Origin of the sequence: Vibrio sp. 10N.261.46.A3 (assembly GCF_041472995.1) — a bacterium.
GTDB lineage: Bacteria > Pseudomonadota > Gammaproteobacteria > Enterobacterales > Vibrionaceae > Vibrio > Vibrio coralliirubri.
Genome location: NZ_JBFRRH010000110.1, coordinates 14,587 through 38,723 on the forward strand (window position 1 = coordinate 14,587; position 24,137 = coordinate 38,723).

At 46.0% G+C, this 24,137-nt stretch carries 20 protein-coding genes; 12 read left to right on the forward strand and 8 right to left on the reverse strand.

The window, feature by feature from the left end:
• Positions 1–87 precede the first annotated feature (87 nt).
• The 5 genes from AB4484_RS22145 (at position 88) to AB4484_RS22165 (ending at position 6,327) form a co-directional block, all read left to right on the forward strand.
• The gene (locus AB4484_RS22145) at positions 88–1,641 is read left to right on the forward strand and encodes an ABC transporter substrate-binding protein (protein WP_048607508.1); all 1,554 of its coding nucleotides are present in this window, start codon (positions 88–90) and stop codon (positions 1,639–1,641) included.
• A 178-nt stretch (positions 1,642–1,819) separates the two neighbouring features.
• Positions 1,820–2,797, forward strand: coding sequence for an ABC transporter permease (locus tag AB4484_RS22150; RefSeq protein WP_048612413.1), 978 nt, complete (start codon positions 1,820–1,822; stop codon positions 2,795–2,797).
• Positions 2,798–2,799: 2 nt separating this feature from the next.
• Positions 2,800–3,738: an ABC transporter permease gene (locus AB4484_RS22155; protein ID WP_048607511.1), complete on the forward strand. Its 939-nt coding sequence runs from the start codon at positions 2,800–2,802 to the stop codon at positions 3,736–3,738.
• A 186-nt stretch (positions 3,739–3,924) separates the two neighbouring features.
• Positions 3,925–4,887, forward strand: a complete 963-nt coding sequence (locus AB4484_RS22160; RefSeq protein WP_372080455.1) for an SPOR domain-containing protein — start codon at positions 3,925–3,927, stop codon at positions 4,885–4,887.
• 198 nt (positions 4,888–5,085) lie between these two features.
• Positions 5,086–6,327, forward strand: a complete 1,242-nt coding sequence (locus AB4484_RS22165) for an NADH:ubiquinone reductase (Na(+)-transporting) subunit B (RefSeq protein ID WP_372080457.1) — start codon at positions 5,086–5,088, stop codon at positions 6,325–6,327.
• Between the two features lie 92 nt (positions 6,328–6,419).
• Here the strand turns inward: AB4484_RS22165 and AB4484_RS22170 are convergent, their stop codons facing one another.
• From AB4484_RS22170 to AB4484_RS22185, 4 genes are all read right to left on the reverse strand, one after another.
• Positions 6,420–6,773, reverse strand: coding sequence for a DUF6482 family protein (locus AB4484_RS22170; RefSeq protein ID WP_348983371.1), 354 nt, complete (start codon positions 6,771–6,773; stop codon positions 6,420–6,422).
• A gap of 41 nt (positions 6,774–6,814) precedes the next feature.
• Positions 6,815–8,512, reverse strand: coding sequence for a hypothetical protein (locus AB4484_RS22175; protein WP_372080459.1), 1,698 nt, complete (start codon positions 8,510–8,512; stop codon positions 6,815–6,817).
• Between the two features lie 202 nt (positions 8,513–8,714).
• Complete coding sequence (gene gorA, locus AB4484_RS22180) at positions 8,715–10,070, reverse strand: glutathione-disulfide reductase (RefSeq protein ID WP_048612423.1); 1,356 nt, start codon at positions 10,068–10,070, stop codon at positions 8,715–8,717.
• A gap of 188 nt (positions 10,071–10,258) precedes the next feature.
• Positions 10,259–11,098 carry a 23S rRNA (adenine(2030)-N(6))-methyltransferase RlmJ gene (locus AB4484_RS22185; RefSeq protein WP_048612424.1) on the reverse strand — a complete coding sequence of 280 codons (840 nt, stop codon included), beginning with the start codon at positions 11,096–11,098 and terminating at the stop codon, positions 10,259–10,261.
• 279 nt (positions 11,099–11,377) lie between these two features.
• On the opposite strand from AB4484_RS22185, the gene prlC reads away from it, so the two are divergent.
• Positions 11,378–13,420: an oligopeptidase A gene (gene prlC / locus AB4484_RS22190; RefSeq protein WP_372080462.1), complete on the forward strand. Its 2,043-nt coding sequence runs from the start codon at positions 11,378–11,380 to the stop codon at positions 13,418–13,420.
• 102 nt (positions 13,421–13,522) lie between these two features.
• Here the strand turns inward: prlC and asnC are convergent, their stop codons facing one another.
• Positions 13,523–13,987 carry a transcriptional regulator AsnC gene (asnC, locus tag AB4484_RS22195; protein ID WP_008218581.1) on the reverse strand — a complete coding sequence of 155 codons (465 nt, stop codon included), beginning with the start codon at positions 13,985–13,987 and terminating at the stop codon, positions 13,523–13,525.
• 126 nt (positions 13,988–14,113) lie between these two features.
• Between asnC and AB4484_RS22200 the strand changes: the two genes are divergently transcribed.
• From AB4484_RS22200 to AB4484_RS22210, 3 genes are all read left to right on the forward strand, one after another.
• A complete protein-coding gene (locus tag AB4484_RS22200; protein ID WP_372080495.1) occupies positions 14,114–17,236 on the forward strand; it encodes an EAL domain-containing protein in 3,123 nt (1,040 codons plus the stop codon).
• A gap of 112 nt (positions 17,237–17,348) precedes the next feature.
• Complete coding sequence (locus AB4484_RS22205) at positions 17,349–18,128, forward strand: class I SAM-dependent methyltransferase (RefSeq protein WP_017060146.1); 780 nt, start codon at positions 17,349–17,351, stop codon at positions 18,126–18,128.
• A 141-nt stretch (positions 18,129–18,269) separates the two neighbouring features.
• On the forward strand, positions 18,270–18,860 hold the full coding sequence (locus AB4484_RS22210; RefSeq protein WP_372080463.1) for a hypothetical protein: 591 nt from the start codon (positions 18,270–18,272) through the stop codon (positions 18,858–18,860).
• Positions 18,861–18,972: 112 nt separating this feature from the next.
• Here AB4484_RS22210 and AB4484_RS22215 read toward each other — a convergent pair whose 3' ends face one another.
• Positions 18,973–19,851 (reverse strand): carboxylate/amino acid/amine transporter, encoded by an 879-nt coding sequence (locus AB4484_RS22215; protein WP_017060148.1) that lies wholly within the window; start codon positions 19,849–19,851, stop codon positions 18,973–18,975.
• Positions 19,852–19,902: 51 nt separating this feature from the next.
• The gene (gene uspA, locus AB4484_RS22220; protein ID WP_017060149.1) at positions 19,903–20,337 is read right to left on the reverse strand and encodes a universal stress protein UspA; all 435 of its coding nucleotides are present in this window, start codon (positions 20,335–20,337) and stop codon (positions 19,903–19,905) included.
• A 189-nt stretch (positions 20,338–20,526) separates the two neighbouring features.
• On the opposite strand from uspA, the gene ftnA reads away from it, so the two are divergent.
• From ftnA to AB4484_RS22235, 3 genes are all read left to right on the forward strand, one after another.
• On the forward strand, positions 20,527–21,054 hold the full coding sequence (gene ftnA / locus AB4484_RS22225; protein ID WP_017066029.1) for a non-heme ferritin: 528 nt from the start codon (positions 20,527–20,529) through the stop codon (positions 21,052–21,054).
• 68 nt (positions 21,055–21,122) lie between these two features.
• Positions 21,123–21,446, forward strand: a complete 324-nt coding sequence (gene uspB, locus AB4484_RS22230) for a universal stress protein UspB (protein ID WP_009848060.1) — start codon at positions 21,123–21,125, stop codon at positions 21,444–21,446.
• 249 nt (positions 21,447–21,695) lie between these two features.
• Positions 21,696–22,889: an NAD(P)/FAD-dependent oxidoreductase gene (locus tag AB4484_RS22235; RefSeq protein ID WP_048607807.1), complete on the forward strand. Its 1,194-nt coding sequence runs from the start codon at positions 21,696–21,698 to the stop codon at positions 22,887–22,889.
• 145 nt (positions 22,890–23,034) lie between these two features.
• Here the strand turns inward: AB4484_RS22235 and AB4484_RS22240 are convergent, their stop codons facing one another.
• Positions 23,035–23,928 carry a DMT family transporter gene (locus AB4484_RS22240; protein ID WP_048607574.1) on the reverse strand — a complete coding sequence of 298 codons (894 nt, stop codon included), beginning with the start codon at positions 23,926–23,928 and terminating at the stop codon, positions 23,035–23,037.
• Positions 23,929–24,137 lie beyond the last annotated feature (209 nt).

Here is a 24,137-nt window from a genome sequence, read left to right on the forward strand (position 1 = left end):
CAGGCTGGAGTTTAGCTTGCTAAAAACAATAAACAGACGCAAATACAACAACTAGGGATCTGGATTCCCGCATGAAGGAGTTATGCAATGAAAACCATGAAAAGCAAATTAGCAGTAGCTTTAATGGCAGCTGGCCTAAGCTTTAGTGCAGCAGCAGCAGATATTACCGTTGGCTACGCAGCTGACCCTGTATCACTTGACCCGCACGAGCAGCTGTCTGGTGGCACACTGCAAATGTCTCACATGGTGTTTGACCCTCTAGTACGTTTCACAAAAGAGATGGATTTTGAAGGCCGCCTAGCATCGAGCTGGGAGCGTGTTGATGAAACGACTTTCCGCTTCAACCTACGTAAAGGTGTGAAATTCCACTCTGGTAACGAACTGACTGCTGATGATGTTGTGTGGACTTTTGAACGTCTACAAGCTTCTCCAGACTTTAAGTCTATCTTCACGCCATACGAAAAAATGGTAAAAGTGGATGACTACACAGTTGAGCTTATTTCTAAAGCGGCTTACCCACTAGTACTACAAACAGCAACGTACATCTTCCCAATGGACAGCAAGTTCTACTCTGGCCAAACAGCGGAAGGTAAAGACAAGTCTGAGCTAGTTAAGCACGGTAACTCGTTCGCTTCGACTAACGTTTCAGGTACTGGTCCATTCATCGTAACGCAGCGTGAGCAAGGCGTTAAAGTAACGTTCGAGCGTTTCAACGATTACTGGGACACAGAAACTGAAGGCAACGTAGACAAGCTAACACTTGTGCCAATCAAAGAAGACGCAACACGTGTTGCAGCACTTCTTTCTGGTGACGTAGATATGATTCACCCAGTAGCACCAAACGATCACAAGCGTGTTAAAAACGCTAAGAATATCGATCTAGTAACGCTACCTGGTACTCGTATCATCACGTTCCAAATGAACCAAAACAGCAACGAAGCTCTTAAAGATGTTCGCGTTCGTCAGGCGATTGTTCACGCAATCAACAACGAAGGTATCGTTAAGAAGATCATGAAAGGCTTCGCAACAGCCGCTGGTCAGCAAAGCCCAACAGGCTACGCGGGTCACAATGAAGACCTAGTTCCTCGTTACGACCTGAAAAAAGCGAAAGAGCTGATGAAAGAAGCGGGCTACGAAGATGGCTTTACGCTAACTATGATGGCACCAAACAACCGTTACGTGAACGATGCGAAAGTAGCGCAAGCGTCTGCGGCAATGCTATCTAAGATTGGTATCAAAGTTGATCTTAAGACTATGCCTAAAGCACAGTACTGGCCTGAGTTTGACCTATGTTCAGCAGACATGATGATGATTGGTTGGCACTCAGATACAGAAGATTCAGCTAACTTCAACGAGTTCCTAACTATGACTCGTAACGAAGAAACTGGCCGTGGTCAATACAACTGTTCTGGTTACTCAAACCCAGAAATGGATGCGATTGTAGAAGCTTCTAACACTGAAACTGACCCAGTTAAGCGTGCTGAAATGCTGAAAGGCGTTGAAGCAACACTGTACAACGACGCAGCATTCGTACCTCTACACTGGCAGAGTGAAGCGTGGGGCGCGAAGTCTAACGTAGGTGCAGCAGACGTAGTAAACCCAATGGTTATGCCTTACTTCGGCGACCTAGTTGTAAAATAATCTAGCTTGCTAGAATCGAGAGCCTGAAGCTTTTCAGGCTCTCAAATTATTAAGAAATAGATTTAAGTTTCGGTATTTGGTCTTCCTTCAGTCTGGCTAAATACCTTTTTTAAGACTGAATTTTGTTATCTAGTCGCGGATTTCGATTAGATAGTCATGGATAGATAAGGGGCAAGGAATGGTTACGTTTCTGGTCAAGCGCCTGTTTCAGGCACTGATAGTGATGTTTGTGATCAGTTTGGTGGCGTTTGCCATTCAGGATAACCTGGGCGACCCGTTGCGTGAGTTAGTCGGTCAATCTGTTTCAGAATCGGAGCGTCAAGCGCTGCGTGATGAACTCGGCTTAAATGATCCCTTCATTACAAAATACACTCGCTTTGTGGGCGCTGCTCTACAAGGTGATCTTGGTACTTCATATTTCTTTAAACGCCCTGCTGTGGACGTAATCTTAGACAAACTGGTCGCGACGCTTGAACTTGTGTTTGGCGCTTCTCTAATCATCGTTTGTCTGTCGATTCCACTCGGCGTTTATTCTGCAATACACCCAAAAAGTTTCTTCACCAAACTGGTGATGGCGGGCAGTAGTATCGGTATCTCGGTACCTGTTTTCTTAACCGCTATCATGTTGATGTATGTGTTCTCTATTGAGCTCGGTTGGCTGCCGTCATTCGGACGTGGTGATACCGCAAACTGGTTTGGTTGGGAGTCTGGCTTCTTAACGCTCGATGGCCTTGCGCACTTAGTGCTGCCGAGTATTGCTCTGGCATCTATCATGCTGCCGCTATTCATTCGTCTAGTACGTTCTGAAATGCTTGAGGTTCTGAGCTCTGAGTACATAAAGTTTGGTAAAGCAAAAGGCCTCGCGCTGAACAAGATTTACTACCAACACGCTTTGAAGAACACAATGCTACCTGTACTAACGGTTGGTGGTGTTCAAATTGGTACGATGGTGGCATACACCATTCTGACTGAAACTGTATTCCAGTGGCCGGGCACCGGCTTCCTATTCCTTGAAGCGATTAACCGAGTGGATACTCCACTGATTACCGCATACGTTATCTTCGTTGGCCTGATCTTCGTAGTAACGAACACCATTGTTGACCTGCTTTACGGCATCATTAACCCAACAGTGAACATTACAGGGAAAGGAGCATAATCATGGAACACACAACAACAGCTCCATCTCGTTGGGAGCGATTCAAGCAGTCAGACATTCTGTACTACTTCTTACGCGATAAAGTGGCAATGGTGAGCTTTGCTATCTTTGCAGCTTTCCTTGTGATGGCATTAGCGGCACCGATTCTAGCGCCAACAGACCCATATGACGTGACGTCTATCGACATCATGGACTCTGAGTTGCCACCATCTTGGATGGAAGACGGCGAAGAACGCTTCCTACTGGGTACTGATGAGCAGGGGCGTGACATCTTATCTACGATGCTTTACGGCTCGCGTCTGTCGCTGACGATCGGTTTCCTAGCGGTAGGTCTTCAGCTGACTCTCGGTATCATCATTGGTCTGTCTGCGGGTTACTTCGGTGGTCGTATTGATAGTTTCCTGATGCGTTTTGCCGATGTTCAGCTTTCGTTCTCAACCATGATGGTTGCGATCATTGTCTCGGCCATCTTTAAGGCGAGTTTCGGTAGTGACTTTTACGCGCAATATGCGGTTGTTATGCTGGTGGTGATCATCGGTATTGCTGAATGGCCGCAGTACGCTCGTACGATTCGTGCATCGGTATTGGCAGAGAAGAAGAAAGAGTACGTAGAAGCGGCACGTGTGATGGGCTTTAGAGCGCCTCGCATCATGTTCCGTCATATTCTGCCTAACTGTTTATCACCGATTTTGGTTATCTCTACGGTACAGGTGGCAAATGCCATCATGTCAGAAGCGGCACTTTCTTTCCTAGGTTTAGGTCTTCCGGTAGACCAACCGTCACTCGGTGCCCTGATCAGTACTGGTTTTAACTACATTTTCTCAGGAGCATGGTGGATCACAGCATTCCCAGGTGTGCTTTTGGTAACATTGGTTCTCGTTATTAACCTATTAGGCGACTGGTTACGTGACGTGTTTAACCCGAAAATTTATAAAGGGTGATAGCCCGGTTTGATTTTTAGTAAAAAAAGTCACTAAATTAAGAGCCGTAAGCAATTACGGCTCTTTTTTTGCTTAATGGATCTGGAACTTAGTATTATTGACAGTGTCAATAATACTTAAAATGGAATTCATGTTTTATCGACATAGATTCGGTAATAATTAGCCCGCAGGGTTTAAGTGGTGGTTATGAAATTGACAATGAATGCTGTATGTCGTGCTGTGACGAGAAATTATCGTATGGGGCTTATCGCTGCATCTCTTTTGGTATCGAGCCAAGTGAATGCAGAGTCGGTTCTATGTGATGCAACTCAGGCAAGCACCAACCAATTACCACAGCTAGAGCAATCATGTCCGATCGGTAAGGGTGTGTGGGGCAGTAAAGCGCCTAAACGTCATTCAGATAACGAGCTGTTTTGGGTTCAATGTGGCCTGCTGAATAAGCCTCTGTCACTGAGCCGAGCAAAACCTCTGTATGAGAAGATCTCAACCAACGTTTGGATGAAGCCGGAAGGCGGAGACTACCGTTGCTTAATCGGACCTTACTCTACCTTCTCGGATGCGAGAAAGGACCTAACTCAGGTACGTAAGGTTGCTGGTTACGGTGAAGCGTTTATTCGTATGGTCGATAAGTCGAAAACTTCATCACAGCCTATCGTTGCAAAAGCGGTAGAACCAAAAGCGGTGACGCCCAAGGCTCCTGCAAAAGTAGAAGCTAAGCCTGCACCGAAACCTGTGGCTGCTAAGCAAGCGGCGGCGGTAACGAGCGCTGCTGCTATTCAGACATTACCAAGCGGTAACGCGAGCTCAGACAATGATCTAGAGATCGAGATTCGCGTGAAAGCAGACGTTGCGGGTAGCCAATATGCGATTCCTTACCTTCTAGACCATCAACAACAGTTCTACATGGAGCAAGGTAAGCCTTGGAGCCGCCTAGATTACGATAGCGCTGAATTGGTGTGTAATCAGGTCAACATGAAGCTGATGAGTGAAAAGCAATGGCAGAGTATCTTGAACTCAAAGGTTATGGAAAAACAGAACTGGCCAATGCATCTCCCTTATTGGGGCGCAGATAAGAAAGGTCTGTTTACCAACGGTAACGTCAACCAATTGAAAGGTTCTTCATTGCTTAATGTGATGTGCGTTAAGTAACGACGACCGTTACCAAACCAAATAAGCCTCAGCCATTGCTGGGGCTTTGTTGTTTATACACCCTTCTTTTTCAACATAGGTTCGACTTATAGACTCTCGTTCTTCAAGACGAATTTGATTAAAAGTCGCTAAAAATTGTTCAAATAGCACGGTTGATGCGTAGAAAACCATAACTCAAGCAATAAGGTGATTGAGATTATGAGTTTAAAAAAACGATTAGAAGACGTGGCTCCACGCTTTGAAGCCGGAGGGAAGTACGAAAAGCTCTACCCTGTGTATGAGGCTTTCGCGACAATATTCTATACGCCCGGAAACGTAAATCGCGGCATAACCCATGTTCGTGACAGCATTGACCTAAAGCGCATCATGATTCTGGTGTGGTTGGCGACCTTCCCGGCAATGTTCTGGGGGGTGTATAACGTCGGACACCAGAGTGTCTCGGCACTCACATCCAGTTATCAATTAAATGAGCTTGCCTCTGTTATTGAAAGCAGCTGGCGTCTGTCGTGGGCATTTGGTGATGCGCAGTCATTGATGGCAAGTGGCTGGGCAAGTCAGATGTTGCTTGGTGCGCTCTATTTTCTACCCGTTTATGCCACGGTGTTTGTGGTCGGGGGCTTTTGGGAGGTTTTATTTGCCGTTGTACGAAAACATGAGGTGAATGAAGGCTTTTTTGTTAGCTCTGTGCTGTTTGCACTCATCCTCCCGCCAACCATCCCGCTTTGGCAAGCCGCATTAGGTATCACCTTTGGTATCGTTGTCGCTAAAGAGTTGTTCGGTGGTACAGGGCGAAACTTCTTGAACCCAGCCCTTGCAGGCCGCGCGTTTCTCTATTTCGCGTATCCAGCTAACATGTCCGGTGGGTTGGTGTGGGTTGCCGCTGACGGCTATTCAGGCGCGACACCGCTGAGTCAATGGTATGAAGGCGGCAGCACGTCACTCATCAATAACATGACTGGCGAGACGATCACTTGGATGGATGCCTTTGTCGGTAATATTCCTGGTTCGATGGGTGAGGTGTCGTCACTACTAATCATGTTGACGGGGTTGATTCTGATTGTCATGAAGATAGCGTCTTGGCGCATTGTGGCTGGTGTGATTGTCGGTCTAGTTGTGACATCTAGCTTGATGAATTGGATAGGGTCAGAAACCAACTCGATGTTTTCGATGCCGTTCTACTGGCACTTTGTGTTGGGTGGTGTAGCGTTTGGTACCTTCTTCATGGCGACAGACCCTGTATCTGCCGCGTTTACCAATCAGAGTAAATGGGCCTATGGAATTTTGATTGGTGTGATGACGGTTGGTATCAGAGTGCTCAATCCAGCCTACCCAGAGGGCATCATGCTGGCTATCTTGTTCGCCAACCTGTTCGCTCCGCTGTTCGACTTTGTAGTGAAAGAACAGAACATCAAACGAAGACTGAAACGGACATCGCGCTGATCTAAGTGATTAAAAGGGAAAGTGACTCCCATAAGAAAGGCTTGCATTGATGCAAGCCTTTCACTTTTTGTCGCGATTGATTTGAGGTTGATTTAACTCCACTTCAAATCAATCTCGAAAGGTTGTGTGCTACCACAGTGTTCACCACACATTTCATCGTAAGCACTGTTATGAACCAGCATTGCCGATGCCACGCCTTGGTCGCTAAAGTGATCGCGTGCTTGGTTAACACTCAAAAACTTCATAGGATGCTGGTGGTTGTCTTTAATTAACCGCTTTTGCTCGCCAACGACTTGGTAAGCTAAGTAAATCCCGCCTTCAAATGATTCAATTAGTAGATTCATAACAAACTCCATTGCTGTTCTAGATAAGTCTTTGTTTTGGTATCTACGTAAATAGTTGTTTGAAGGTTCATGTAGCTTAGAAATGAAAAAAACCAGAAGCACGGCTTCTGGTTTTTGATTAGGTCATCAAACTAACTCAGTGATTAGTTGATTTTCTGCATGATGCTAACACGACCATCGGTGTTACCTGTGTTATCCATCTTACGACGGATAAGTAGGCCTTCATCCCAGTTGGTGCCCGCTGGTTGGTATTCCCACTTAACGAAATATTCATCGTTTGAGTCACAAGGCGAGCCGGCAACGTAATTGTCGCCCTCTGGGTCACAGAAGCGAACTACAGTGTTCAGTTCTGTTAGTGTCGCTTTAGAAGCTCGGTCTGTTTGACCAAACCACCAGTAATCGATAGCGCCCAACTCTGCGTAGGTCGCATCAAACTGGCCCATATCTTCAGGCGAAGATTGGCCGCCGTTTTCGCTGCCACACTCAGAACCTGATGTCGTTACTTTCGTTGCGCCGAACACCATAGTACTCACTGCAACTTCGCCATTGTCACAGTACTCTTTCGTTTCCCATGTACCAGTGAAATCTACGTAACGTTCAGAATCTTTGGTTGGGATCTCGTAGTAGTAAGCAACACGCTTTGTTTTTCTGTCGACTGAACAGTTTGTAAAACTGCAATCAGTGTTGTCTTCTAACTCTTCTTTTTCAGTGATTTCAGTATAAATCTTAGTGACAGGATCGTAGGAGCCAGAAATATTTTGGTTGACCCATGAATGACCACCATCGTCGTTATCGTTGAACTTTTCATCTGCGGTAAAGTGATTGAGTTCGTTAACAGTGGCTACTGAGAATGGACGGAAGTTGCCTACAGTTTCCCAGTCCATTGATTCATCAGCATCTTCTTCACCATCAGGATCAACGAGCAAGTATTTAAAGTTGCCTCCCAAAGCGTAATGAGAAGCAGGGACACCACTACATGTGTTTGGAGCTGTGAAAGTATTACTAGGGTCGCCAGCCAAGCAGTTCAGGTAATCCTGGGCAAAGCCTTCCGTTAACTGAGCGTCATTAGACCCTTTTAAATAAGCTAAACTCGCGGTGTTTACTTGATAGTCCATTTGAACCATGCCACGTGTCGCTTCAAACAAGTCATTTGGTAGAGTTTTATCAGCATGAACAAAAGTGAAATTGCCATCTAAACGCTCTTGGGTTACGTCAATGTAACGAACAAATTGGCCGTTTTTCTCTGCAAATGGGTTTACTGAACCATCACCACGCTTCATTGAGCCAAACGCAGACTGCATATGCGTTAGAGCGTCGCTTTCTGAAGTGATATTTGCAGCTTCTACACCAACCGCTTTTAGGAAATCCGTTACGCTTGTACTATCGTCTAGGCTTAGATCTTTCATCTTCGCTAACGCAGCAGCATCAGGTTCGCGCAGCATATCCGGAATTGTCAGTACTTCGTCAGAAGTGCTACCAAATTGGTTATCTAAAGACTGAAGCAGAATTGCTAGGTTCAGAGAGCGGTCGTATTTACCTGCCGCTTCGAATGGAGTCAATACATCACGGTTTGATGCTGCACCTACTTTTAAGCCGTTTTCACCACCAATGAAGAAGGTCACTGTGTCGTTAGTTTTAGCGGTAAATTCGCCTTCGCTATTTGTAATACCGTTTAAGCCAGAACTGGTGTTGTAGTAGATACCTTCAACAGCGGCATCGATAAATTTGTTGGTTGTTGTTGATGGTTCTGTCGGTGTAGTGACACCTGAATTAGAACTGTCGTTACCACAACCTGTTAAAGCCACTGCAATCGCCGCTGCGAGAATACTCACTTTTTTCATTACTCGTACATCCTTTATGTAATAGAGCTATTTGTTATTTTTATGCGTGTAATTTTATAGCGCGCGATTGTAGTGTGATCTTTCTTCCAAGTTAAGTGTGTAAAATGCTGTTCGGTTAATAAATATTCAAACCATACGGTAAAAAACACAAAAAGCCGACAGATGTCGGCTTTTTCATAATATTTCTTTGACTTACAAAGGTTTAACGCATGGTAACAAATTCTTCGCTGCCCGTTGGGTGAATCGCCACAACAGAGTCGAAGTCTGCTTTGGTTGCGCCCATCTTCATTGCAACGCCGAAGCCTTGAATCATTTCATCAACAGTGAAACCGATGCCGTGTAGGCCAACTACAGTCTCTTCTTCGCCAGCACATACTAGCTTCATCTTACAAGGTTGACGGTGCTTGGTTACTGCTGTGTACATAGCAGTGAAGCCAGACGTGTATACCTTGATGTTGTCTTTGCCGTATTGCTCTTCAGCTTCTTGAGTCGTTAGACCAATTGTGCCGATAGGTGGGTGGCTGAATACAACAGTAGGCACTAGCTTGTAGTCCATTTTCGCGTTGGTTTGACCGTTGAATAGACGCTCAGAAAGCTGGCGACCTGCTTTAACAGCAACAGGAGTTAGCTCGATACCGCCTTCCATAATGTCGCCAACACAGTAGATGCCAGGCACGTTGGTTGCTTGGAACTCGTCTACTTTGATGTAGCCACGGTCGTTAGTTGCAACGCCAGTTGATGCTAGGTTAATAGCGTCAGTTGCTGGGTGGCGACCGATAGCCCAGATTAGGTGGTCAACGTTTTGAGTGTTGCCGTTCTCTAGGTGTAGAGTCAGTGTGCCGTCTGCTTCTTTCACAACTTCTTTTGGAACAGAGTGTGTATGCAGTGTTGGGCCTTCCGCTTCCATTACTTCAACCAATGTCTCGATGATCATTGGGTCGAAGCTACGTAGTGGTGACTCTTTACGGCAGAACAGGTGTGTTTCTGTGCCAAGTGCGCTTAGTACGCCTGCGATTTCAACTGCGATGTAGCCCGCGCCGATAACAGCAACACGTTTAGGTTGCTCCATTAGGTCGAAGAAACCATTTGAATCGATGCCGTATTCTGCGCCTGGGATGTTTGGAATGGTTGGACGACCACCTACTGCGATCAGGATGTGATCAGCTGTGTAGTGCTCACCGTTAACTTCAACAGTCTTCTCGTCAACAAACTTAGCAAAGCCTTTGATTACGTTTACTTTGTTGTTACCAAGAACGCGATCGTAAGATTGGTGGATACGGCCAATGTACGCTTGGCGGTTTTCTACCAATTTGCTCCAGTTGAAGCCTTTTACGTCAACGTCGAAGCCGTAGTCTTCAGAGTATAGGTTGATAGCTTCAGCAACTTGAGCGCCGTGCCACATTACCTTTTTAGGAACACAACCAACGTTTACACAAGTACCACCAAGGTCTTGAGCTTCGATAAGTGCAACCTTTGCACCGTGCATTGCTGCGCGGTTTGCTGATGCGATGCCGCCTGAACCGCCGCCGATACAGATGTAATCAAAATGAGTCGCCATTACTTTCTCCATTTATTGAAGGCTGTGGGTACAGTGAGCGCACTGAACACCTACGTCCTATAGATTCTTAAATTGTCTAATTATTATATTGAGGGCAGATCGGTTGAACTCAATCTCCCTGTTTAAAATTTATTCGTGTACGTCACAATCTGCTGAATATTCGTCAGAGCATGACGTTAAGTTCGAGATTACTCGGGTACGATCCACTCTACTTTGAAGTGACCGGTCGCCGGCGCAATTGCTTCCTTCAAGAATGGAAGAATCTCTTTCATTTGGCTCTCTAGCTTCCAAGGCGGGTTAATCACGATCATGCCTGATGCCGTCATGCCACGCTCGTTGGTGTCTGGTGATACGCCAAGTTCGATTTGTAGAATCTTGTTGATGCCTAAGCCTTCGAGACCTTCGATCATATCTTCGATATCACAGCGATTTACTACCGGGTACCAAATTGCGTAGATACCGGTTGCCCAGCGCTTGTGGCTTTGAGCGATTGCAGTCACAACATCACGATACTCTTTTGCAAGCTCGTAAGGCGGGTCGATCAGTACTAAACCACGACGTTCTTTTGGTGGCAGGCTGCCCTTTAAGCGCTTAAACCCATCTTCTTTATAGATAGATACCTGACGATCACGGTGGAACTCCTGCTCAAGCAGAGGGTGATCGGCTGGGTGAAGCTCAGTCAGTACCATGCGGTCTTGGTCACGCAGGTGTGCACGTGCAACACGTGGAGAACCTGGGTAGTAACGCAGTTTCTCGCCATTATTGAGAATGGAAATAGACTCAAGGTAGCTTTGAATGTCTTCAGGAAGGTCTTTTTGCTCCCACACACGAGCAATACCTTGCTTGTATTCACCGGTTTTTTCAGACCATTCATGCGTTAAGTCGTAACGACCTACACCAGAGTGAGTGTCATGATAAACAAAAGGCTTATCCTTCTGTTTCAAAGAATTAAGAATAAGGCTCTGTACGATATGCTTTACTACGTCGGCATGGTTACCTGCGTGGAAGCTGTGGCGATAACTTAACAAATTAAACTCTCGTAACACTCTCGAATTAGAGTGTGGTTAGTGTAGGTGGGGTTAATCAGACTATTATAACCCTCAATGGACCATAAATTCTCGAACAATTCAGGAACAGTCGCTAGCAATATGCAGTTAGTTATTGGTTCTACTATTGAAATTTGCCTTGTTGGGCACTATTTAATAACTATTCGCAGGTGATTTTTTAGGGCGAACTTTAGCCTGATGACTGTAAGACGACCTCATTACAAAAAAGACGAAAGTCTCTAAAGCCAAAGGAATGTTTATATGTCTAATCCGCTATTAACCTTCACGGACTTACCTCCGTTTTCACAGATCAAGCCAGAGCACGTAATGCCTGCAGTTGAGCAAGTGATTGAAGCGTGTCGCAACAAGATAGAACAAGTACTTGAAGGTAATACTTCACCAAGCTGGGACAACCTGGTTGCTCCAATTGAAGAAGTGGATGATCGTTTAGGTCGCATTTGGTCACCTGTAAGCCATATGAATTCTGTGATGAACAGTGACGAACTGCGTGAAGCGTATGAGAGCTGCTTACCTGTGCTATCTGAATATGGCACTTGGGTTGGCCAACACAAAGGCTTGTTCGAAGCGTATAAAGCGATCAAGGCGAGTGAAGCATTCTCTGCACTGAACCGAGCTCAACAAAAAACCATTACCGACGCGCTGCGTGACTTTGAATTGTCAGGCATTGGCTTGCCAGCAGACGAGCAGCACCGCTACGGCGAGATCAGCAAGCGCCAGTCTGAGCTAGGTTCTCAATTCTCAAATAACGTGCTTGATGCAACCATGGGTTGGAGCAAGCAGATCACAGACGTCGCTGAACTGGCAGGTATGCCTGAATCAGCACTGGCGGCAGCACAAGCGGCGGCTGAGTCTAAAGAGCAACAAGGCTACCTACTGACTTTAGATATCCCATCATACCTACCTGTGATGACCTACTGTGATAACCAAGAACTGCGTAAAGAGCTTTATGAAGCGTACGTAACACGTGCTTCTGATCGTGGTCCAAACGCAGGTAAGTGGGACAACACTGAGATCATCACTGAGCAACTTAAACTGCGTCACGAGATTGCGCGCATGCTTGGCTTCAGTACTTACAGCGAAAAATCACTGTCGACCAAAATGGCAGAAACGCCAGACCAAGTACTTGGCTTCCTAAACGATCTAGCAGTAAAAGCCAAACCGCAAGGTGAGCGCGAAGTTGAAGAGCTACGCCAGTTTGCTGAGAAAGAATTTGGTGTTTCTGAGCTAAACCTGTGGGACATCGCTTACTACAGTGAGAAACAAAAACAGAAGCTGTTCGAGATCTCTGATGAAGAGCTTCGTCCTTACTTCCCAGAATCTAATGTGGTTTCAGGTCTGTTTGAGGTACTGAACCGCGTGTTTGGTATGTCGGTAACAGAGCGTGAAGGCGTAGACACTTGGCATGAGTCAGTTCGCTTCTTTGATATCTTTGATGCGACTGGAACACTGCGTGGTAGCTTCTACCTAGACCTATACGCACGTGAACACAAACGTGGTGGCGCTTGGATGGATGACTGTCGTGGTCGTCGTATTACTGAATCTGGTGAGCTGCAAACGCCAGTTGCTTACCTAACATGTAACTTCAACAAGCCAGTTGGTGATAAGCCAGCACTGTTTACTCACGATGAAGTAGTGACCTTATTCCATGAATTCGGTCACGGCATTCACCACATGCTGACGCAAGTAGAAGCGGGCGCCGTTGCGGGTATTAATGGCGTGCCTTGGGATGCGGTTGAATTGCCAAGCCAGTTCCTAGAGAACTGGTGTTGGGAAGAAGAAGCGCTGTCGTTCATCTCTGGTCACTTCGAAACGGGTGAAGCGCTACCAAAAGAGATGCTAGAGAAGATGCTAGCGGCGAAGAACTTCCAATCTGCGATGTTTATCCTGCGTCAGCTAGAGCTTGGTTTGTTCGATTTCACGCTACACACAGAATACGACCCTGAAGTGGGTGCTCGCGTACTAGAAACGCTAGCGGATGTTAAGTCTAAGGTATCGGTACTGCCAAGCCTAGATTGGAACCGATTCTCACACAGCTTTGGTCACATCTTTGCTGGTGGTTACAGTGCCGGTTACTACAGCTACCTGTGGGCAGAAGTGCTATCGGCAGATGCGTTCTCAGCATTTGAAGAGGAAGGTATCTTCAATACTGAAACGGGTAATCGTTTCTTGAATAACATCCTTGAAATGGGTGGCAGTGAAGAGCCAATGGAGCTGTTCAAACGCTTCCGTGGTCGTGAGCCTCAAATCGACGCAATGCTGCGCCACGCGGGAATCAACGCATAATCACGGTAACTATCGAGTTTATTGCGAGATAATTGCGAAAAGAGCCTCTAGTTAGAGGCTCTTTTTTTGTCTGTGCTTGATGCTAAACAAGGCGAATCAATGTTATGGATTCACATTGCGGTTGATAGGGTTCTGCAATGAAATCAGTGTCTCTGTCGACTGAACTTCATCGATCGCTTGCAGCTTATCGATCAATACAAACTGCAGCTCTTCTATCGACTTACACATCAGCTTTACAAAGATATTGTAAGCACCAGTGGTGTAGTACGCCTCAACCACTTCGTCTAAGGCATTCAGCTTAGCGATCGCCGAGTGGTAATCTTTGGCAGCATTAAGGTTGATGCCAATAAAGCAACACACGTCGTAACCCAGCTTTTTGGTGTTTACCACAACTTCCGTTCGCTCAATAATGTCTGCCGATCTCATCTTTTCGATGCGAACATGAATCGTCGCAGGGCTGACATCGAACTGCTTTGCCATTTCAGCATAAGGAGTACGTGCATCTTCCATCAAGGTTTTGAGAATGGCACGGTCTAGATCATCTAGACGAGCTGTGGTTGTGGACATGCATAATCCTTAGGTTGAATGAAAAACATACCGGCTTGAGTACACATCATAGCCAAGGGTGATAATATTAGCAGTAACTATAGGGTTAGGGTGAATTCAGTGCGATTTTCGTTATTTTTTATTGTGATGTGTTGGAGTGTTTTTGCTTCAGCTCAGGCAAAAGATGTGTTGGTTATTCACTCTTATCATCAAGGCTTTTTCTGGACAGATGATTTCCACAAAGGACTATCTGATGAGCTCGATCGCGATGGTCTGTCGTATCGTGTCGTTTACCTTGATAGCAAACGCTCTCAAAATCCTGAATACCTTGAGCGTGTTTACCAGCTTTATCACACCAAGTTAATGCATGAAGAATTCGCTGCAGTTGTGGTGAGTGATAATAACGCGCTAAATCTAATGAAGCGTCTCGCGCCCGATCTCAAAGGTACGCCCGTCATCTTTGGCGGCATCAACAATTTCTCCCCTCAAATGATTGAAGGCTTAAATGCGACCGGCATTACCGAAGACATAGATTTGGTTGGCAACATCGAGCTGATCAAGCGCCTTCAAGCGACCGTAAAGAAGATCTACATTGTTACCGATCATTCAGTTACTGGTGAGGCCATTCGTTCTCAAATCGATCTGTTCATCAAAACCCATCCGGATTTTTCTGACCTCGTTGAGCACTATGTGCCGGATTCCTACCAAGAGTTAATGGCCTTTTCTCAACGTGCTGACCTAGGCAAGAGCTTGCTGTTTTGGGCGTACTACCGCGATGCGCAAGGTCGGGTGAGTAGTGATGAAGATTGGCGACAACTGAATATCAAGACCCAAATGCCACTGTACATGGTGCACGATCTCGGGCTAGGTTTTGGTGCGATTGGTGGTGTGATTCAAAGTGGTGAAACGCAAGGTCGAGACACGGGGCGCGTGCTGTTGAGCGTGCTGAACAATCCTAAGGCACCATTGCCATTGGTGGTTGCTGGCGCGCCAGAAATCAAACTTGATTACCAACAGATTTCAAGATGGGATCTGGGTGCAGAGAACGAAGCCTCAGTAACCTTCCTCAATAAGCCGAAGTCATTTCTAGTACGCTACCGCGATGAAATTCGCACCATAGGTTTGCTGTTTTTGGTGATGTCGTGTGTCATCGCGACCTTGGTGTATTACCTCAATCGCCTTAAAAAAAGTGAACGTGCCAGCCGAAAAAGTCAGCTGCTGCTTGAGTCGATATTCGACCAAAGCCTGCAGTTCATGGGGATCATTGATAAGGGTGGCGTGCTGCTGTCGAGTAACAGCAAGCTGCATGAGCTGCTTTATAACCAAGGCTATAAACTCGGAACGCCTCTGCAACAACACCAACATTGGGAAAGTTCTGCGCGAGAAGTGCTAGCCGACTATTTCATCACAAAAAGTGAGCACCCAGCCTTACGATTTGAAGCCGAGGTGTGGTGTCGAGATCGCGGTGCGATGGTGTTGGATATTTCATTGAAGCCGATGCCGGGCAGTGAAGACGAAGACATTCAGTTTCTCTTTGAGGCGCGCGACGTGACCTCACGTAAGCTTGCTGAGAATAAGCTGTTCCAACGTGAAGCAAACTTGAAGTTGTATTACGACAAACAGCCGGTGATGATGATTACGCTCGATGGCAATAATCGCATTCAACAAGTGAACCAGTTTGCCGAAGAGCTTTTGGGTTACCCACTCGATCAGTTGTTGGGCCATCGCCCTAGAGAGTTCTATGTCGATGAAAATGCGATGATTCCACGTCATATCTTGTTGCAGCCACAGCACAAGATTCGCGGTGTATGGCGTCGTGATATTGAGTATCGTCATGCCGATGGCAGCACGATTTGGATTCGAGAAAATATCCGTCCGCTGGTGGAGTCTGATCAGCTGTTGATTGTGGGCGAGGACATCACCGAGACACATGAGCTTTCTGAAAAGTTGGAGTATCAGGCTCGCTATGACCTACTGACTGATACCTTTAACCGCAACCACTTTGAACAAGAGCTACAGAAGGCACTCAAAGAGGTTGAGAGCCACATGCGCACTCACGCAATGCTGTTCTTAGACCTAGACCAGCTGAAAGTACTGAACGATACCGCAGGACATGAAGCGGGTGATGCTGCGATCTTGTTTAGCGCCAAGTTGCTAGAAGACGTGCTGCCGTACAATGCAGTATTAGCGCGAATGGGTGGTGACGAGTTTGCAGTATTAATGAAAGACTGTACTGAGCGAGACGCGGTGAATGTGTGTCGCAGTATTATCTCGATGATGAGCGAGAATCCATTTTTGTGGGATGATATTCGACTCAACCTGACGTGCTCTATCGGTATTCGATTGATTGACCATACCGCCGCTTCACCACAAATGGTGCATGCTCAGGCGGATGCGGCTTGTCATGCCGCTAAAGAAGAAGGTCGCAATCGCTATCATCTTTACCATCAAGATGATGAAGACCTGCGTCGTCGTCATCTAGAGATGGAGTGCGTTAACCTCGTGCATGAGGCCTTGGCTAATGATCGCTTAGAACTGTTTGCTCAGCGAATTCTTGGCCTAGATGAAGACAGCGATAAAATGCACTTTGAAATATTGGTGCGCATCAAGAACATCCAAGGGGAATACATCTCGCCGGGGATCTTCATGCCAGCCTCAGAGCGTTATAACATCGCGCATTTGATTGACCGCCAAGTCGTCAGTCAAACCTTGAGTTGGTTGGAGCAACGACCTGAGGTGATTGATGAACTGGGGATGTGTTCAATCAACCTTTCCGGTCACTCGATGGGTAATCGTGAGTTTGTCGAGTTCTTAATAGATAGCTTGAGCGATTCATCGATACCGTGTCATAAGATTTGTTTAGAGATCACCGAAACGGCTGCGATGAGTAACATGAAGCAGGCGATCAAGTTCTTCACTCGCATTAAAGAGCTTGGCTGCATGATTGCATTGGATGATTTTGGCTCAGGGCTATCGTCATTTGGTTATCTGAAAAAACTGCCCGTCGATATTGTGAAGATCGATGGTTTGTTTGTGCGTGATATTGATGTGAATGAGATGGACCATGTGATGGTTCGCTCGATCAATGATCTCGCTAAGCAGATGGGTAAGCACACCGTGGCTGAGTTCGTTGAAAATACCCAGATCATCGACAAGCTGATTGAGTTGGGTGTGAACTACGCGCAGGGCTACATCATAGGCCGACCTAAACCACTCGCAGAGCTCGTTGAAGAGTTAAGACAAGAACGAGAGACAGAGCCATTGGTTTAGGTAAGCCGACTTTAGCCGGGAATACTTTTCACCGCTAATATGTATTGTTGAGGCAATCAGGTAAACTGGTTGCCTCTTTTGTTTTGAATACTACTGTCTGTTGGAGACGACCTTGCAACTACAACTGATTTGCGAAGATGCTACCCAAATCGATCATTTGAATGACTTAGCGACCCGCTGGAACTTATCTCATGATGAAAGCAGTGATTTTGCTTTGGTACTGACTAGTGAGCGACTTGAGCTACGTAAAGTCGATGAGCCTAAGCTTGGCGCTATCTTTGTTGATTTAGTGGGAGGCGCTGTCGGTCACCGACGTAAGTTTGGTGGTGGTAAAGGTCAGGCGATTGCCAAAGCAGCTGGTTTAAACAAAGGTGCAACGCCAACTATTCTTGATGGTACTGCAGGCTTAGGGCGCGATGCGTTTGTGTTGGCTTCTCTAGGTTGTAAGGTGCAAATGGTCGAGCGTCACCCCGTTGTGGCCGCACTGCTTGATGATGGCTTGCAGCGAGCGCAACAAGACCCAGACATCGGTGGTTGGGTAAGTGAACGCATGAAGTTGATTCATGCATCCAGTCACGATGCGTTAGATAAGCTCAGCAACGATCCTGACTTCGAACAGCCAGACGTGGTGTACCTCGACCCAATGTACCCACACCCAGAGAACAAAAAGAAATCGGCTTTGGTCAAAAAAGAGATGCGCGTATTTCAATCTTTGGTGGGTGCCGATCTGGATGCTGATGGTCTATTTGAGCCAGCGATGAAGTTGGCATCGAAGCGAGTTGTGGTTAAAAGACCGGATTACGCAGCGTGGTTAGACGAGCAAAAACCGAGCATGGCGATCGAAACCAAAAAGAACCGTTTTGACGTCTATGTGAAAGCATCAATGACTTAGCGGAAGCATCAATAACTTAGCTACACGCTAAGAAAATTTCCCGTCATAAATACGATAAATTGCCATTTAACACTTGCGATAGTCGCGTTACGGATGTATATCTAACTAAGAATCATTATTATTCTTAGCTGGAGTTGTAGCATGGCTAAACGCTTTTGTAAGTTAAACCGTCGAGATATCACTGAACACTTGGGCGAGATCCACAGCTTGGTGACTGAACCTAAGTTCGTGTGTCGTTCTTGCGCGCGTTCTTCGGCGGATCAAGCGAATCTATGTAAACCAACTGCAATTCCACCTCTTGGTTGTCAAAACAAACCCGTTGAAGAGAAAGTCGCATGCGGCCTGCTAGCGGAAACATTACCTGCACCAGAACTGTCGCTTGCGGAAATCAACGAGGCAATTGAACCGAGCGTACAAATGTTCGATCCAGCCGTCGCTGATATTGCCCCTGAGCTTGCCAAAAAAGAAGTCGCACAGAAGAAAGCCAAGCTGAAAAAACGGATGGCGAAGGCGAGCGGTGATGAGAAAGCTGGACTCAAACAAGCGAAGAAAGCAGTTAAGAAACAAGAGAAGTACAACAAAAAGCTCGCGAAGATGATTAAGAAGCAGCAAAAGCTGTTTAAGAAAAGCCAGAAACTGGAAAGTGACCTTGAACGCATCAACCTACAACTTGATGATGTTGCCTTCACTGAAACCAAGACTCAGGTAGTGAGCCACAATCACATCCACTGAAGTTGATTTGAATGGTTTATTGCTACAGCGATGATTTAAAAAGAGCGACCTTAGGTCGCTCTTTTGCTTTTTGGGGTTACCTGAGCTAACTCATGCAGCTCATTTCAATCAGTTAGGCATTGCTTGCAGATCTTGCTACGCGCTTCTTCACCCAGGTCTCATTGACGAACAAAGAGAATAAGATAACGGCACCACCAATAGACAAGCGAACCAAATCGACATCTCTGTTCCAAATCAGGATATTCACCACTAGGCCAGCAGGAACCAAGGCATTGTTCATCACTGCCAGCGCGCCAGCATTCACCATGCACGCGCCTTTATTCCACATAAAGTAACCCAGCCCCGACGCAATCAAGCCAAGGTAGATCAGGATTCCCCATTGAAGTGTGGTGGTGGGCAGTTTCTCTGGGTTGCCTAGTAGCATGAAAGCCACTGACGCGACGCATAACGCTCCTAAGTAGAAGTAACCAAATACGGTTCGCTGAGGTAACTCGGTCGATTCCTTCTCCATCACCACTTTATAGCCCACCTGACCGATAGCAAAGCACAGGTTCGCGCCTTGTACGACGAGGAAGCCAACTAAAAAGTTTTCGTTGATGCCTGCGAATTTAATGAATACCGCGCCCAATACCGCAATTGCCGCCGTCACTAGGTACCACGGAGAGAATTGCCCTTTGAGAAAGTCATAAATCAGCGTGACGTAAATTGGCGTGAAAACGGTAAACAAAAGGACTTCAGGAACGGATAGCAGTAAGAAAGACTGATAGTAGAAGCAGTACATCAGGCCAAGCTGGATACCACCAATTGCCATCAATTTAGCGATCAGCTTACGCGATACGCCGCGAAACTTTAGGAAAGGAAGAAATACGACGCCAGCAAGGGCGACACGCATTAAAACAGAGAACCAAGAATCAACCTGACCCGCAAGGTAAACGCCGATCAGGCTAAAGGAGAAGGCCCATAGGAGGGTAACACCAGCTAAATAGCTCATAGTAAAACTCGTTAATAAGATATGAGCTGTATGTTACCTAACCTTAAATCATTAGTCTTCTGAATCTCTTAGGGGCACGACCAGCATATCAACTGGAGAGGCGTTGATCAGTTGTCGTGTTGACGAAAGCAGCTTGCTCCAAAAGTCTTGATGGTGACCGCAAACCACGAGATCAACATTGAACTCATTGATGGTGTCACACAACTCATGACTCAAATCACCACTGCCTACTAAGGTATGGGTGATCGGGTATTGAGCGTGCTCCGCAAAATTTTGCAGCTGAATACGAGATGCTTCCATCGCGTTGTGCTGGGTTTCGGCCATGTTGATATCAATCAGGCCAGTGTAGAGCTCTGCGTAGTTAATATCGATATGGATAAAAGAGACTTTGGCTTCCAATGGCTTTGCCAATGCTACCGCTTTATCCACAATTAATTTGCTGTCTTCTGATAAATCGACCGCGACCAAAATATGTTTGTAACTCATATCGCTACCTCCTTTATTCATTGTCTGTTTAAAGATTAGCACTATGCGATGGCTTTTTTTGCTGAAGTGATCTCATATCCACTGTCTTGCGTAATGACACGTCGAAATATTGGTTAACTAATGGCCTGCGAGATATTCATTAAATAGTGATATAGTAGAGAAAATTGAGGATGTAATTAGGAGTCTTAAATGCTGTCAAAAACTATGGTTGAGCAACTGAATGATCAAATTAACCTAGAATTTTTCTCATCCAATCTATACTTACAAATGAGTGCTTGGTGTGAAGACAAAGGATTTGAAGGTGCAGCAGAGTTTCTGCGTGTTCATGCAGTAGAAGAAATGGAACATATGCAGCGTCTTTTCACTTACGTAAGCGAAACAGGTGCAATGCCAATTCTGGGTGCAATTGAAGCACCAAAACACGAATTCGAAAGCCTTGGCGCAGTGTTCCGTGAAACTTATGAACATGAGCAGATGATTACTGAAAAGATCAACAAACTGGCTCACGTTGCTTTCAGCACACAAGACTACTCAACCTTTAACTTCCTGCAATGGTACGTTGCAGAGCAGCACGAAGAAGAGAAGTTGTTTAAAGGTGTATTGGATAAGCTAGAACTTGTTGGTGAAGACGGTAAAGCACTGTTCTTTATTGATAAAGACCTAGCGCAATTGGCAAAAGATGGTTCATCTTCAATTATGGAAGCTCCTGCCGTTTAGGTAGTACGAGAAAGACACTGATTATCTTTTTCTTTTGAGTTTTCTTAGGAAGATGTAGGGAGGAAAGGATGATCAGCGGCGACACTATTCTATTTGCACTAATGGTTGTGACTTGCGTGAACTGGGCGCGTTATTTTACTGCGCTAAGAACGCTCATTTATATTATGCGAGAAGCGCACCCTCTACTTTATCAACAAGTAGACGGAGGCGGTTTTTTCACAACCCATGGCAATATGACCAAACAGGTTCGCCTGTTCAGTTACATCAAAAGCAAAGAGTATCACCATCATCATGACGAAGTTTTTACTTCGAAGTGCGATCGCGTAAGACAGTTATTCATACTCTCTTCTGCTCTGCTAGGTGTAACCTTGCTGTCTTCTTTCATCGTCTAAGTTTTTTAGTACGTGTGAAGTAGAGCTTAGGTTTTGGTGTGAAGCTTGGTTGTTGGTTCGCTAAGCCAAGTAGTGGTTTTGCTGCTGTCTGCAAACTGTACAATTGAACATCAATTGCAAAGTTTAAAATTGCCGCTAAAATAGCGAGCAATTAGTAAGGATGTGCTGTTTATGCACATCCTTTTTTATTGATGGCATTTCGAGAACAGGGTGTACTCGGGCTGCAAAAGTGAAGAAAAGCAGAACCACATGAGTGAAAAATTTGATGTAATCGTAATTGGTGCGGGCGCCGCAGGCTTAATGTGTGCTGCGGAAGCTGGTAAACGCGGCCGACGAGTGCTGGTGGTTGATCATGCAAAGAAACCAGGCAGAAAAATTTTAATCTCAGGTGGCGGCCGTTGTAACTTCACTAACTATGATGTTTCAGCCAACAACTTCCTGTGTAACAACCCTCACTTCGTGAAGTCAGCTTTATCTCAATACACCAACTGGGATTTTATCTCGATGGTGAGCAAGTACGGTATCGAGTTCGAAGAGCGTGATCACGGCCAGTTGTTCTGTGTGAATGACCATACCGCAAAAGACATCGTGAGTATGCTGCTTGACGAGTGTAAGCAGGCGAAAGTTGAACAGCGCTACCGTTGTGATGTTCACTCTATCGAAAAGACTGATTCTGGCTTCAAGATGCACCTCAACACTGACGAAGTTGAGTGTGACTCACTCGTTGTGGCAACAGGTGGTTTGTCGATGCCTAAGCTAGGCGCAACGCCATTTGGCTACAAGATTGCCGAGCAATTTGGTTTGTCTGTGATGCCAACTACCGCAGGCTTAGTGCCATTCACTCTGCATAAAGAAGATAAAGAAGCTTTCGCAGAGCTTTCTGGTATCGCAATTCCTGCCGAGATCACGGCGCAAGACGGAACCTTGTTCAAAGAAGCATTGTTGTTTACTCACCGTGGCCTATCGGGTCCTTCGGTACTGCAAATTTCTTCTTTTTGGAAAGCGGGTCAGTCGGTTTCGATTAATCTAGTACCAGAAGTCGATGTAGCTGAACTGCTGGCTAACTCACGCGAGAAGCACCCAAATCAGAGCCTGAAAAACACCTTGGCGAAAGCACTGCCAAAGCGTTTTGTGGAAGTGTTGATTGATCGTAAAGAGCTGGAAGACAAGCCGCTCAAGCAGTTCAATGAAAAACAGCTGAACGACATCGTAGAGCACCTAGAAAATTGGAAAATCGCGCCAAACGGCACCGAAGGCTACCGAACAGCCGAAGTAACTCTAGGCGGTGTGGACACCAATCACCTATCGTCAAAAACCATGGAATGTAAGAGTGTCTCTGGCCTCTACTTCATCGGTGAAGTGATGGATGTAACCGGCTGGCTTGGTGGTTATAACTTCCAATGGTGTTGGAGTTCTGGCTTTGCAGCAGGTCAGTGGGTTTAAGCTTTTAGCTTACTCACTAGATTTTAAATTATATAAAAATGGCGAGTCATACGACTCGCCATTTTTGTATCTAACATTGTGTTCTAGCTCTAGATTCGACTTTATCGATAGCTTTTCGTGCTCAATCGAATCTTTTAGCTCTTATTTACGCAGCTTTGTTTTTTGAAAACTTGATCTGTTGAATCACCAAGCCAGCAATGATCAGTACCAAGCCAAACAGTGTCGCCGGGTGAATCTCTTCGCCAATGATGGTTGAAAGTAGCATCAGTGAAATAAACGGTGACGCAAAAATTAGGTTGCTGATACGCGCCGTATTGTTGGTTAGCTTGAGTGCTGATAGCCACAATACAAAGGTAATGCCCATCTCGAACAGACCAACGTAAGTCACCGCCATCCAACCCTTCGCCGTAATTTGGCTAAAGCTTTCACCTTCGTAAAGGGTTAAACCGATCGCGAATGGTAATGCTACTAAGAAACCAAGCAGTACGCCAACCACTGGGTCAGCCTTGTTTTTGGTGTTGAGAATCCAATATCCCGCCCAAAGTAAAGTAGAAAGCAGCGCCAGTGCCACACCGAGTGGGCTATCGAACTGCATGCCTAACACATCGCCTTTGGTCGCAATAACTACCACACCCGCATAGCTGAAGGTACACGCAATCCAGTCTTGTTTACGAATCTTTTGCCCCAGAAAAACCGCCGCCATTAAGGTTAGCGTGATAGCCCAGCTGTAGTTAATGGCTTGAGCTTGAGAAGCGGGTAGCAGGTCGTAGGCTTTGAATAGAATCAGGTAATAGGCCAACGGGTTGACTAAGCCTAGCAGTAGGTAATACCAAGGGTTTGAAAGAAACGTAGTACTCAGCTGAGAAAGCTTGCCTTGAAAGGCGCAGACTGCGATCAGCGCAATCGACGACACAATGCTAGCAATGGTCAGCATTTGAATAGGTGAAAACTCAGCAAGGGTCAGCTTAAAAGCAGTAGCGACCGTTGACCACAGCAGTACTGCGGAAAGGCCAAAGCCCAAGGCACGACGTTCGTTCATGGCAACTCATTCTAATTTGATGGGACAGAATACGGAGCGCCTAGTCTATCTGTCGAATTTTAATACGGCAAACTGGACATTTATCCAGTATCAAAATACCATTTAATGAGTTATTTCCAATTAGGCTAAATCAATATCATGCAATGGATTATCGAACATCAAGCAACGCTTATTGCTGCAATTTCTGGCGCGCTCGTCAGCGGCGGTCT